At 55.4% G+C, this 13408-nt stretch carries 11 protein-coding genes; 5 read left to right on the top strand and 6 right to left on the bottom strand.

The features are described 5' to 3' along the window. Window positions 1-2: 2 nt before the first annotated feature. The 3 genes from hcp to aqpZ all read right to left on the bottom strand — a co-directional run bounded on the left by hcp (window position 3) and on the right by aqpZ (window position 3521). Window positions 3-1655: a hydroxylamine reductase gene (gene hcp, locus JLG71_RS18635; protein ID WP_025108293.1), complete on the bottom strand. Its 1653-nt coding sequence runs from the start codon at window positions 1653-1655 to the stop codon at window positions 3-5. Window positions 1656-1800: 145 nt separating this feature from the next. Beyond that, complete coding sequence (locus tag JLG71_RS18630; RefSeq protein ID WP_014837946.1) at window positions 1801-2700, bottom strand: lysine exporter LysO family protein; 900 nt, start codon at window positions 2698-2700, stop codon at window positions 1801-1803. Window positions 2701-2825: 125 nt separating this feature from the next. Next, window positions 2826-3521, bottom strand: a complete 696-nt coding sequence (gene aqpZ, locus JLG71_RS18625; RefSeq protein ID WP_004849414.1) for an aquaporin Z — start codon at window positions 3519-3521, stop codon at window positions 2826-2828. Window positions 3522-3903: 382 nt separating this feature from the next. On the opposite strand from aqpZ, the gene JLG71_RS18620 reads away from it, so the two are divergent. From JLG71_RS18620 to macB, 3 genes are all read left to right on the top strand, one after another. Next, window positions 3904-5562, top strand: coding sequence for an ATP-dependent endonuclease (locus JLG71_RS18620; RefSeq protein ID WP_032748892.1), 1659 nt, complete (start codon window positions 3904-3906; stop codon window positions 5560-5562). Window positions 5563-5737: 175 nt separating this feature from the next. Then, on the top strand, window positions 5738-6853 hold the full coding sequence (gene macA, locus JLG71_RS18615; RefSeq protein WP_014228619.1) for a macrolide transporter subunit MacA: 1116 nt from the start codon (window positions 5738-5740) through the stop codon (window positions 6851-6853). After that, window positions 6850-8796, top strand: coding sequence for a macrolide ABC transporter ATP-binding protein/permease MacB (macB, locus tag JLG71_RS18610; RefSeq protein ID WP_025108294.1), 1947 nt, complete (start codon window positions 6850-6852; stop codon window positions 8794-8796). Before macA ends, macB begins: the two co-directional genes overlap by 4 nt. Before the next feature lie 68 nt (window positions 8797-8864). Here macB and cspD read toward each other — a convergent pair whose 3' ends face one another. Next, a complete protein-coding gene (gene cspD, locus JLG71_RS18605) occupies window positions 8865-9095 on the bottom strand; it encodes a cold shock-like protein CspD (protein ID WP_004100627.1) in 231 nt (76 codons plus the stop codon). A gap of 324 nt (window positions 9096-9419) precedes the next feature. Between cspD and clpS the strand changes: the two genes are divergently transcribed. Both clpS and clpA read left to right on the top strand, forming a co-directional pair. Further along, window positions 9420-9737, top strand: a complete 318-nt coding sequence (gene clpS, locus JLG71_RS18600; RefSeq protein WP_004100628.1) for an ATP-dependent Clp protease adapter ClpS — start codon at window positions 9420-9422, stop codon at window positions 9735-9737. 30 nt (window positions 9738-9767) lie between these two features. Then, entirely contained in the window at window positions 9768-12050 is a 2283-nt protein-coding gene (gene clpA, locus JLG71_RS18595) for an ATP-dependent Clp protease ATP-binding subunit ClpA (protein WP_004849425.1), read from the top strand. Between the two features lie 137 nt (window positions 12051-12187). Here the strand turns inward: clpA and infA are convergent, their stop codons facing one another. Further along, window positions 12188-12406, bottom strand: a complete 219-nt coding sequence (gene infA, locus JLG71_RS18590; RefSeq protein WP_002211347.1) for a translation initiation factor IF-1 — start codon at window positions 12404-12406, stop codon at window positions 12188-12190. Between the two features lie 279 nt (window positions 12407-12685). Continuing rightward, a complete protein-coding gene (gene aat / locus JLG71_RS18585) occupies window positions 12686-13390 on the bottom strand; it encodes a leucyl/phenylalanyl-tRNA--protein transferase (RefSeq protein ID WP_009653303.1) in 705 nt (234 codons plus the stop codon). Window positions 13391-13408 lie beyond the last annotated feature (18 nt).

Here is a 13408-nt window from a genome sequence, read left to right as displayed (position 1 = left end):
CCTTACGCGCTCAGCAGCTGCTTCATGTCTTCTTCAACGGTGGTCACGGAACGCAGACCGAATTTCTCGTTGAGAACGGCCAGCAGGTCCGGCGTGAAGAAGCCCGGCGCCGTCGGGCCGGTGACGATATTTTTCACGCCCAGCGACAGCAGGGTCAGCAGAATAACAATCGCTTTCTGTTCAAACCAGGAGAGCACCAGAGACAGCGGCAGGTCGTTCACGCCACAACCCAGTTTCTCAGCCAGGGTGACCGCCAGGATGATGGCAGAGTAAGCGTCGTTACACTGACCGGCATCGACCAGACGCGGCAGACCTTCGATATCGCCGAATTCGAGTTTGTTGAAACGGTATTTACCGCAGGCCAGGGTCAGGATCAGGCAGTCGTCCGGTACGCTGGTGGCGAAATCGGTGAAGTAGTTACGTTCGCCGCGCGCCCCGTCGCAGCCGCCCACCAGGAAGATATGGCGCAGTTTTTCACGGCTCACCAGGTCGATCAGCGTATCAGCCGCGCCCAGCAGGGTCTGACGACCGAAGCCAACGGTGATCAGGTGCGGGATCTCGCTGTACGGGAAGCCCGCCATCTGCTGCGCCTGGGCGATAACCGGGGCGAAATCTTCGCCTTCCAGATGATTGACGCCTGGCCAGCCGACGATGCTGCGGGTCCAGATACGGTCGTCATAGGCGCCGACGGTTGGGTCGATGATGCAGTTAGAGGTCATCACAATCGGGCCAGGGAAGCGGGCAAACTCGACCTGCTGGTTTTGCCAGCCGCTGCCGTAGTTACCAATCAGATGCTTGAATTTACGCAGTTCCGGGTAACCGTGCGCTGGCAGCATTTCACCGTGGGTGTAGACGTTAACCCCGGTACCTTCGGTTTGCTCCAGCAGGTTGTACAGATCTTTCAGGTCATGGCCGGAAATCAGAATGCATTTGCCTTCGGTCGCTTTGACGTTGACCTGAGTCGGGGTGGGGTGACCATATTTGGTGGTCTCGCCAGCGTCCAGAATGCTCATCACTTTGAAGTTCATCTGGCCGATTTCCATCGAGCACTCCAGCAGCGCGTTCATATCGGCAGGCCAGGTACCGAGCCACGCCATGATTTTATGGTACTGGGCGTAGATGTCGTTGTCGTACTGACCCAGAACGTGCGCGTGCTCCATATAAGCCGCAGCGCCTTTCAGGCCGTACAGGCACAGCAGGCGCAGGCCGAGAATGTTCTCGCCGATGGCCGCTTTGTCTTTGTTCGGGGTGAATTCCGCCGCCTGGCGCTGCAGGTCGCCCAGATCGTCGCTCGCCAGCTGCAGATCGGCCATCGGGTTGTTAACCGTCGCGTGGGCATCAATATTCAGGCACTGGGCTTTCAGCGCTTCACGCAGGGTGATGGCCTCGCGCGCATAGCCAACGATACGCGGGGAATCGAAGTTAACGTTGGTCAGCGTGGAGAAAAAAGCGCGCGGCGCAAAGCTGTCGATGTCGTGGTCGATGATGCCGTATTCACGGGCTTTAAGCGCCCAGGCGGAGAGTCCCTGCAGAGAGGCAATCAGCAGATCCTGCAGATCGGACGTTTCGGCCGTTTTCCCGCACATACCCTGCGCGTAAGAGCAGCCGTTCCCTGCCGGGGTACGGATGGTTTGTTCACATTGCACACAAAACATGGTCACACCTTTTTTAAAGTTATATTTAATATACATGTTTAAGGTTATGCCCGAGCGCGAGAAGAGAAAAGGTATTTCTGATACAACTTACGGGGAGATTGATTTAGCGCAAAATTGGCGGCAGAAGACTACCGCCAGAGAGGTATTAAGCGGAGAAGAAAGCCATCAATATGGGCACCAGCAGACTGAGAATGAAGCCATGAACGATGGCCGCCGGCACAATCTCCACCCCGCCAGAGCGTTGCAGTACCGGCAGCGTAAAGTCCATTGATGTCGCGCCGCAAAGGCCCAGCGCGGTGGAACGGCTGCGGCGCACCAGTCCGGGGATAAGCATTATCGCCAGCAGCTCGCGGGCAAGATCGTTAAAGAAGGCCGCGCTGCCAATTACCGGGCCATAGGATTCGGTCAGCAGGATCCCGGAGAGCGAATACCAGCCAAACCCGGAAGCCATGGCTAGGCCGGTTTTTAGCGGCAGGTCGAGAATAAAGGCGTTGATGATACCGCCCAGCAGTGAACTGACCATGACCACTACCGCGACAATCATTCCGCGGCGATTCAGTACGATCTGCCGCAGCGTCATGCCATTATTGCGCAGTTGAATACCGATGAGGAACAAAAGGAAGATCAGGGTATATTCGCTGGCCTCGGTGGCGTGTTGTAAAAAGGATATGCCGCTCAGACCAATCATAAAACCAATAAATACCACGCCGCATAGCTGAAGGGATTCCAGAGCCATTGCCAGACGGGAGGGTAATTTTTCCTGACGATGATGATTTTGCCAGGGCATTTTTTGCTCGAGCCACATCAGGGCGGCAATATTGCACAGCAGAATAATAACGACGCTGACCGCCGCATAATGAAGGATCGCCAGGAGGTTGCTGGCCAGATTATCCAGGAAGGCCAGGCTAATACCCATAAAAAAGAGAATAACGTAGACAATCCAGCTCAGAAGTCGCGCGATGAGTTTAAGGGCTGATGGCCGATGAAGAGGAATAAGATAGCCTATAACCAACGGCAGCAGAATGATTAAAAGTCCCGAAAACATGAACGACCTGGTCCTTGCAGAATGAAAATAGCGCCCCTGACACTACCCAAATCGCCGGACTGAGTAAAGTGGTGGAAAAAAAGAAAGGCCCGGCAGCACCGGGCCTCAAGAAAAGTGGGGGACGTTTAGCTGCGTTTTTCCAGCAGGGTGCGGTAGAGCACGCCGCCGAGAATGCCGCCGATAATCGGCATCACCCAGAATAGCCACAGCTGCTGCAGCGCCCAGCCGCCCTGGAATATCGCTACCGCGGTGCTGCGCGCCGGGTTTACCGACGTGTTGGTGACCGGAATGCTGATCAGGTGGATAAGCGTTAGCGCCAGGCCAATAGCGATAGGAGCGAAGCCGGCCGGTGCGTTTTTATCCGTGGCGCCGTGAATGACCAGCAGGAAGCCGCAGGTCAGGACGATCTCAATCACAATAGCGGAGAGCATGGAGAAACCGCCGGGAGAATGTTCGCCATAGCCGTTCGATGCGAATCCGCTAGCGGCGGCGTCAAAGCCCGCTTTACCGCTGGCGACAACGTACAGAATAGCGGCGGCGATAATACCGCCGACAACCTGGGCGATAATATAACCAATCACGTCCCTGGCCGGGAAACGACCGCCGGCCCATAAACCTAAAGTTACCGCCGGGTTAAAGTGTCCGCCGGAAATATGACCGACGGCATACGCCATGGTTAATACGGTTAAACCGAAAGCCAGCGCGACGCCGGCAAAACCAATTCCCAGCTCAGGGAATGCCGCAGCCAGAACGGCGCTGCCGCAACCACCAAATACCAGCCAGAATGTACCAAAGCATTCTGCTGCTAATTTTCTAAACATAACCACCTCAATAAAAACGTAAACGCGCACGAGTTTTCGTGCCGGCCTTTATTTTCGCCACAAAGAATGACGACCAGAATAAAGCGACGCTATTCTATGGACGATCGCCACCTTGGGACCAGTTAAATAAATTGATGTAATTTGATTTAGAACAATGCGCTGGGATTCCTTTTTATGTCGGATTTTTTAAAAGTGTAGAACAAAAACGGTTAAAAAAACGACTTTCAATGATGAATGCGTTTCTCAATTAAGTGAAGTACGGCGCATCACATTCCCCCAAGCAGCCATGAGCGATTCGCAGACGCCCGGAGTGTCATGTTGATGCTCACCTCGCTATACTGCTGATAACTGAAGGAGATAGTCGCCACTGAGCGGAGGGCATATGCATCTTGAGCGCGTAGAAATAGTCGGTTTTCGCGGCATTAACCGATTATCGTTGATGCTTGAACAAAATAACGTGCTGATTGGCGAAAATGCCTGGGGTAAATCCAGCCTGCTGGATGCCCTGACGCTGCTCCTGTCGCCGGAGTTCGACCTCTATCATTTTGTTCGGGAAGATTTTTGGTTTCCGCCCGGCGATATTCAGGGGCGCGAGCATCATCTGCATATTATCCTGACCTTCCGTGAAAATGAACCCGGGCGCCATCGGGTTCGACGCTATCGTCCTCTCAGCAGCTGCTGGGTTCCCTGCGACGATGGCTATCAGCGCGTTTTCTATCGCCTGGAGGGGGAGCTTGCCGATGACGACAGCGTGATGACCCTGCGCAGCTTTATTGATGGTGAAGGGAAAGCGCTGGAGCTTGACGATATTGATGAACTCGCCCGTCACCTGGTACGGTTGATGCCGGTTCTGCGGCTACGCGACGCCCGCTTTATGCGGCGGATCCACAACGGCACCGTTCCGCACTCGCCGCAGATCGAAATTACCGCTCGCCAGCTTGATTTCCTCTCTCGCGAACTGGTACATCATCCGCAAAATTTAACCGATGGGCAGATCCGCCAGGGGCTGTCGGCTATGGTGCAATTGCTGGAGCACTATTTTGCCGAGCAGAGCAGCGCGCAGTCGCGCCATCGTCTGATGCGCCGTCATTCACATGATGAACAGCGCAGCTGGCGTTACCTGGATATTATCAACAGGATGATCGACAAGCCCGGCGGGCGCAGCCATCGGGTGATTTTATTGGGGCTGTTTTCGACTCTGCTGCAGGCGAAAGGCACGGTAAGACTCGATCGCGATGCGCGGCCGCTCTTGTTGATTGAGGACCCGGAAACCCGGCTGCATCCCATTATGCTGTCGGTGGCCTGGCATTTGCTCAATTTACTGCCGCTGCAGCGGGTGACGACAACGAACTCCGGCGAGCTGCTGTCATTAACGCCCGTCGAGCACGTCTGTCGGCTGGTGCGTGAATCTTCACGAGTGTCGGCCTGGCGGCTGGGGCCCGGCGGGATGAATGCGGAAGACAGCCGGCGCATCGCGTTTCATATTCGCTTTAACCGCGCTTCATCGCTGTTTGCCCGCTGCTGGCTGCTGGTGGAGGGGGAGACGGAAACCTGGGTTATCAACGAGCTGGCCCGCCAGTGCGGCCATCACTTTGATGCGGAAGGGGTGAAGGTCATTGAGTTTGCCCAGTCGGGTTTGAAGCCGCTGATTAAATTCGCCCGGCGAATGGGTATTGAGTGGCATGTGCTGGTGGATGGCGATGAAGCCGGGAAGAAATACGCCGCCACCGTTCGCAGTTTGTTGAATGACGATAAAATGCTGGAGCGAGACCATCTCACCGCGCTACCGGCGATGGATATGGAGCATTTTATGTACCGTCAGGGCTTCGACGATGTTTATCACCGGGTCGCGCAGCTGCCGATGAATATACCCATGAATATGCGGCGGGTGATCACCAAAGCGATTCATCGCTCGTCTAAGCCCGACCTGGCGATTGAAGTGGCGATGGAGGCCGGACGGCGCGGGGTTGACGCCATTCCGACGCTGTTGAAAAAAATGTTCTCTCGCGTGCTATGGCTGGCGCGCGGACGCGCGGATTAGCGCTGGCCGCTGTTTCTCTCTTTCTGCCGGGCTATCCATCCCGGCAGGTCTTCATCTGCATACCCTCAACTTCAGTTAAACAAAAATGAAGCGCATCTAAAAATGCGCGTTATTCTATTGCCGCATTTAGATAGAATTGTCGCGGGTTCTGCGGGTTAAAACATCAGGAATTGTTATGAAATTAAATGGAAAGCGCAGGAAAGTTTGGTGGCTGCTGGCGATTGTCGTGCTGGCCCTCGCCGTCTGGGGATGGCGAATTCTGAATGCGCCGCTGCCGCAGTATCAGACGCTGGTGGTGCGTAAAGGCGACCTTCAGCAGAGCGTGCTGGCGACCGGTAAGCTCGATGCGTTGAAAAAAGTGGACGTCGGGGCGCAGGTGAGCGGGCAGCTAAAAACGCTGCGCGTCGAGATTGGCGACAAAGTCAAAAAAGACCAGCTGCTGGGGGTTATCGACCCGGAGCAGGCGGAAAACCAGATAAAGGAAGTCGAAGCGACGTTGATGGAGCTACGGGCGCAGCTGAACCAGGCGCGCGCGGAACGTAAACTGTCTGCGGCGACGCTGGCTCGTCAGCAGCAGCTGGCGCAGCGGCAGCTGGTCTCTCGCCAGGACCTCGATACCGCCGCGACCGACTTAGCGGTCAAAGAGGCGCAAATCGGCACGATTGAAGCCCAGGTCAAACGCAATCAGGCGACCCTGGATACGGCCAAAACCAACCTCGACTACACCAAAATTCTGGCGCCGATGTCCGGAGAAGTGACGCAAATCACCACCCTGCAGGGGCAGACGGTGATTGCCGCCCAGCAGGCGCCGAATATTTTGACCCTGGCCGATCTCAGCACCATGCTGGTGAAGGCGCAGGTCTCGGAAGCGGACGTCATTCATCTTAAGCCGGGGCAAAAGGCCTGGTTTACCGTACTGGGCGATCCGCTGACGCGCTATGAAGGAACGCTGAAGGATATTCTCCCGACGCCCGAAAAGGTCAACGACGCTATTTTCTACTACGCCCGTTTTGAAGTGCCGAACCCGCAGGGCATCCTGCGCCTGGAGATGACCGCCCAGGTGCATATTCAGCTCTCAGAAGTGAAAAATGTTATCACCATCCCGCTGAGCGCGCTGGGTGAGGCCATCGGCGATAACCGCTATCACGTGCGTCTGCTGCGTACCGGTGAAGTTAAAGAGCGTGAAATCGTTATCGGCGCGCGTAACGACACCGATGTGGCGGTGGTGAAAGGGCTGGACGAGGGGGATGAAGTCATTATCGGCGAAGGTGCGGCCGGAGCGGCGAAATGACGGCGTTACTGGAACTGCGTGATATTCGCCGCAGCTACCCCTCCGGCGATGGCAACGTTGAGGTGCTGAAAGGCATTACGTTGAACATTGCCGCCGGTGAGATGGTGGCAATCGTCGGCGCATCCGGCTCCGGGAAATCCACGCTGATGAATATTCTCGGCTGTCTGGACAAACCGACCGGCGGTACCTACCGGGTCGCGGGAACGGACGTGGCTCGTCTCAACGGCGACGAGCTGGCGCGCCTGCGGCGGGAACATTTCGGTTTTATTTTTCAGCGCTATCACCTGTTATCGCATCTCACCGCGGCGCAGAACGTGGAAGTTCCTGCGGTTTATGCCGGCGCCGAGCGCAAAGCGCGCCTGGCTCGGGCCCATGAGCTGCTGGTTCGGCTGGGGCTGGGCGACAGAGCTGAATATCAGCCTTCGCAGCTCTCCGGCGGCCAGCAGCAGCGGGTGAGTATCGCCCGTGCTCTGATGAACGGCGGGGAAGTGATTCTGGCGGATGAGCCAACCGGTGCGCTGGACAGCCGCTCCGGCGAAGAGGTCATGGGGATCCTTCACCAGCTAAAAGCGCAGGGGCATACGGTGATTATCGTCACCCATGACCCGCAGGTGGCGGCCCAGGCGGAGCGGGTGATTGAGATACACGACGGTGAAATCGTGCGTAATCCGCCCGCGCTGAGTCCGGCGCAAGGCGGCGTACTGCGCCAGCGCACGGCGGCCGAACCGTCGGCGTGGCGTCAGTTCAGCAGCGGCTTTCGCGAAGCGCTGATCATGGCCTGGCGCGCTATGGCGGCGAATAAAATGCGTACGCTGCTGACGATGCTCGGCATTATTATCGGCATCGCATCTGTGGTGTCGATTGTGGTGGTGGGCGATGCCGCGAAGCAGATGGTGCTGGCCGATATTCGCGCTATCGGAACGAATACCATTGATGTATATCCCGGCAAGGATTTCGGCGATGACGATCCCCGCTATCAGCAATCGCTCAAGTACGACGATCTGTTAGCTATTCAGAAACAGCCGTGGGTGAGCTCGGCGACCCCGGCGGTATCAAAAAGCCTGCGCCTGCGGGCGGATAACATCGACGTTGCCGCCAGCGCCGAGGGCGTGGGGGCGCAGTACTTTAACGTCTACGGCATGACCTTTAGCGAAGGCAATACCTTTAACGAGCTTCAGCTAAATAGCCGCGCGCAGGTGGTGGTGCTCGACAGCAACGCGCGCCGACAGCTATTTCCGCATAAAGCGCGGGTCGTCGGCGAAGTGATTCTGGTCGGCAATATGCCCGCGACGGTGATCGGCGTGGCGGATGAAAAACAGTCAATGTTCGGCAGCAGCAAAATTCTGCGCGTCTGGTTGCCCTATACCACGATGGCTGGCCGGGTGATGGGGCAGTCGTGGCTGAATTCCATCACCGTGCGCGTCAATGAAGGCTACGACAGCGCGGTTGCCGAGCAGCAACTGTTGCGTCTACTGGAACTGCGTCACGGTAAGAAAGATGTTTTCACCTGGAATATGGACAGCATCTTGAAAACGGCGGAACGGACCACACATACATTACAGCTGTTTCTGACGCTGGTGGCGGTGATTGCGCTGGTGGTCGGCGGTATTGGCGTGATGAATATTATGCTGGTCTCCGTCACCGAACGCACGCGGGAGATCGGTATCCGTATGGCGGTCGGGGCGCGAGCCAGCGATGTCTTACAGCAGTTTTTGATCGAGGCGGTGCTGGTTTGCCTGGTCGGCGGGGCGCTGGGCGTCACGCTTTCGCTGCTGATTGCCTTTGTATTACAGCTGTTTTTACCCGGCTGGGAGATCGGTTTTTCACCGTTGGCGCTATTGACCGCGTTTTTATGCTCCACGCTGACCGGGGTGCTGTTTGGCTGGCTACCGGCGCGCAATGCGGCTCGTCTGGACCCCGTCGACGCCCTGGCGCGCGAGTAGCGATAAAAAAATGCCAGTCAGAAGGACTGGCATTTTGCTGGCGGGATGTACACAATGAAGCAAAAGAGTTATGCGGCTGTTTCTGTTTCTTCAGCTTCAACAGGGACAATCACGCTGGCGTGGTTACCTTTTGGCCCCTGGTGAACATCAAACCGAACCGCTTGTCCGGCTTTTAGCGTTCTGTAACCATCCATCTGGATGGTCGAGTAATGGGCGAAAATGTCTTCGCCGCCGCCCTCAGGGCAGATAAAACCGAACCCTTTGGCATTGTTGAACCACTTAACAGTACCCATTTCCATACTTCGACATCCTTCGTAAATCTTATAAGTAAGATGGAATGAACCGGTAGTGGAGTGACGAGTTGTTCATTTGCTCGCCAACTCTCGCCACTACAATTTAGAGAAATCAGGAAATGCGTCAAGCGATTGACGCCAGGGGACGGTGAAAAATGCGTCAAAATTTGAAGCAGTTAACGCTATTGCCGGGGAATGTGACAGACGTCGCGGATGGAAGTAATAGATGATAATTATCTATGATCTATTGTAGATTTATGATGTGCATAGCCTCTGGTCATCGACAGGCCACCGCCTGTTGGCAACAGCAACCGATGATGAACACTGACGATGAGTAAGAGAGACTGGTTGGACTTCGATCAGCTAATTGAGGACGAAGTTAAAGATGCGCTTAAACCGCCATCTATGTATAAAGTGATATTAGTCAATGATGACTACACTCCAATGGAGTTTGTTATTGACGTGTTACAAAAATTCTTTTCTTATGATGTTGAACGTGCAACGCAACTGATGCTGACGGTTCACTATCAAGGTAAAGCGATTTGCGGGGTGTTTACCGCAGAAGTCGCAGAAACCAAAGTATCGATGGTGAACCAGTATGCGAGGGAGAACGAACATCCGTTGTTATGTACGCTAGAAAAAGCCTGAATGCAGGCAATAAACTTGGGGGAGGTGCCTATGCTCAATCAAGAACTGGAACTCAGTTTAAACATGGCTTTCGCCAGAGCGCGCGAGCACCGTCATGAGTTCATGACCGTCGAGCACTTGTTGCTGGCGCTGCTTAGCAACCCTTCGGCCCGCGAAGCGCTTGAAGCGTGTTCAGTGGACCTGGTCGCGCTGCGTCAGGAGCTTGAAGCCTTCATCGAACAGACCACACCCGTACTGCCTGCAACGGAAGAAGAGCGCGACACTCAGCCGACGCTGAGCTTCCAGCGCGTGCTGCAACGTGCTGTTTTCCACGTCCAGTCTTCCGGCCGCAGCGAAGTGACCGGCGCCAACGTTCTGGTCGCGATTTTTAGCGAACAGGAATCTCAGGCGGCATACCTGCTGCGTAAACATGAAGTCAGCCGACTTGATGTGGTGAATTTCATCTCTCACGGTACGCGTAAAGACGAGCCGAGCCAGTCTTCCGATAACAGCGGAAGTCAGCCTGGCAGCAGCGAAGAGCAAGCAGGCGGGGAGGATCGTATGGAAAACTTCACCACCAACCTCAACCAGCTTGCCCGCGTAGGCGGTATCGATCCGCTGATCGGCCGCGAGAAAGAGCTGGAACGTGCTATTCAGGTTCTGTGCCGCCGCCGCAAGAACAACCCGCTGCTGGTGGGGGAATCCGGCGTTGGTAAAACCGCTATTGCTGAAGGTCTTGCCTGGCGTATCGTGCAGGGCGACGTGCCGGAAGTGATGGCCGATTGCACTATCTATTCACTGGATATTGGCTCGCTGCTGGCAGGTACCAAATACCGCGGCGACTTTGAAAAACGCTTTAAGGCGCTGCTTAAGCAGCTGGAGCAGGACACCAACAGTATTCTGTTCATCGATGAGATCCACACCATTATCGGTGCGGGGGCGGCTTCCGGCGGGCAGGTCGATGCCGCTAACCTGATTAAACCGCTGCTTTCCAGCGGTAAGATTCGGGTCATTGGCTCGACGACCTATCAGGAGTTCAGCAACATCTTTGAAAAAGATCGTGCCCTGGCGCGGCGTTTCCAGAAAATTGATATCACCGAACCTTCCGTGGAAGAGACGGTGCAGATTATTAACGGCCTGAAGCCGAAGTATGAAGCGCACCACGACGTCCGTTACACCGCGAAAGCGGTACGTGCGGCGGTAGAGCTGGCGGTGAAGTACATTAACGATCGTCATCTGCCGGATAAGGCGATTGACGTGATTGATGAAGCCGGGGCGCGTGCGCGCTTGATGCCGGTGAGCAAACGTAAGAAAACGGTTAACGTAGCGGATATTGAGTCCGTGGTGGCGCGGATTGCGCGTATACCTGAGAAGAGCGTTTCCCGCAGCGATCGCGATACGCTGAAAAACCTCGGCGATCGCCTGAAAATGCTGGTCTTCGGCCAGGATAAGGCGATTGAGGCCTTAACCGAAGCGATCAAGATGGCGCGCGCCGGGCTTGGCCATGAGCACAAACCCGTCGGCTCTTTCCTGTTCGCTGGGCCTACCGGGGTCGGTAAAACCGAGGTTACCGTACAGCTGGCGAAGTCGCTGGGCATTGAGCTGCTGCGTTTTGATATGTCCGAATATATGGAACGTCATACCGTCAGCCGCTTAATCGGTGCGCCTCCGGGCTACGTCGGTTTCGATCAGGGCGGGCTGCTGACCGATGCGGTTATTAAGCATCCGCACGCGGTGCTGCTGCTGGATGAAATTGAAAAAGCGCATCCGGATGTCTTTAACCTGCTGCTGCAGGTGATGGATAACGGGACGCTGACCGACAACAACGGCCGCAAAGCGGATTTCCGCAACGTGGTGCTGGTGATGACCACCAACGCCGGGGTGCGCGAAACCGAGCGTAAATCCATTGGCCTCATCCATCAGGACAACAGTCCGGATGCAATGGATGAGATCAAAAAGATCTTTACGCCGGAGTTCCGTAACCGTCTCGACAACATTATCTGGTTCGATCATCTGTCTACGACGGTTATCCATCAGGTGGTGGATAAATTTATCGTCGAGCTGCAGGTTCAGCTGGATCAGAAAGGCGTCTCTTTGGAAGTCAGCCAGGAAGCCCGCGATTGGCTGGCCGAGAAAGGCTACGACCGGGCCATGGGCGCGCGTCCGATGGCGCGGGTGATTCAGGACAACCTGAAAAAACCGCTGGCCAACGAGCTGCTGTTTGGCTCACTGGTTGACGGCGGACAGGTGACCGTTGAACTGGATAAAGAGAAAAATGCGCTGACCTACGACTTCCAGAGTGCGCAGAAGCACAAACCGGAAGCGGCGCATTAAGTTTCGGTACTCAGTGACAAAACCGGCCTCAGGGCCGGTTTTTTTATCTGCGCGCTTTAAGTTGTAAATGACGCAGAAATGAAAAGACCGGGAATTATCCCGGCCTTCAGCATCTGGCGCGCTAAGCGCGAAAACGATCAGCGACTACGGAAGACAATGCGGCCTTTGCTCAGGTCGTACGGGGTCAGCTCAACAGTCACTTTGTCGCCCGTCAGAATGCGGATGTAGTTTTTACGCATTTTACCGGAAATATGCGCAGTTACCACGTGACCGTTTTCCAGTTCTACGCGGAACATAGTGTTAGGCAGCGTATCAAGTACGGTGCCCTGCATTTCAATATTGTCTTCTTTGGCCATCTAGTCCTCTGGGGTATCACTACCGTAGTTTTGAACCGGCAAGATAATGCCGAAGTTCAGCAAGTATGTAAAGTTTTACGTCAAATCGCCGAAGTAGTTTTGGCGCATTACCCGTAATTCACGCGGATAAACCGGGTGACAGGCGCAAACGTAAAGGGGGAGTGACAGAACAATGGGTGTTATCTGACTCTTATTATTCCCAAACGGCGGCGGGGCAACGGGCAGAAGCTACTCTACCGCGCAATTATAACATCCCAACAAAAAATGTGCTGAAAACATTTATGCTTCTCCTGCAAATAGCACCCTTGGTACCCAGAATCGCTCCGGCAGACGATACGTCCGCAGCACGGAAAGATAGTCGAGGTAATCGCGGCGGGGAATTTCCACTGCGCCCAGCGACGCCGTATGCTTATTCAGCACCTGACAATCGATTAATTTTCCGCCATCCTGCGAAAATATCTGGCTAAAGACCAGCAGCGCGGTTTTAGAGGCGTTTTCGGCACGGCTGAACATCGACTCTCCGCAAAACAGCGCGCCCTGCGCGACGCCGTACATCCCGCCGACTAATTCCTTTCCCTGCCATACTTCAACAGAATGAGCATGTCCCAGCTCATGCAGCTGGTGGTACGCCTGAACGATCCCCGGCGTTATCCATGTTCCCTCATCGCGGTGGTCGGCGCAGCCCTCGATAACCTGACCAAAGGCGTGATTCAGCGTGACGCGATAAGGCGAGCGCTGATGGAAACGCTTCATGCTGCGGCTGAGATGAAATTTCTCTGGCCACAGTACCGCTCGCGGATCGGGGGACCACCACAAAATAGGGTCGCCGGGCGAAAACCACGGAAAAATACCGCGCTGATAGGCCATCAGTAAACGCGCCGGGCTAAGATCGCCGCCCAGCGCTAACAGGCCATTAGGTTCGCGTAAAGCGCCTTCCGGGGAGGGGAAGGCGATGGAATGATGAGAGAGCTGAACCAGCCGCATTTTTACCTCAACGCATCA

This window comes from Klebsiella michiganensis, from assembly GCF_015139575.1.
Lineage (GTDB): Bacteria > Pseudomonadota > Gammaproteobacteria > Enterobacterales > Enterobacteriaceae > Klebsiella > Klebsiella michiganensis.
This window is presented reverse-complemented; position numbering and strand designations above follow the sequence as displayed.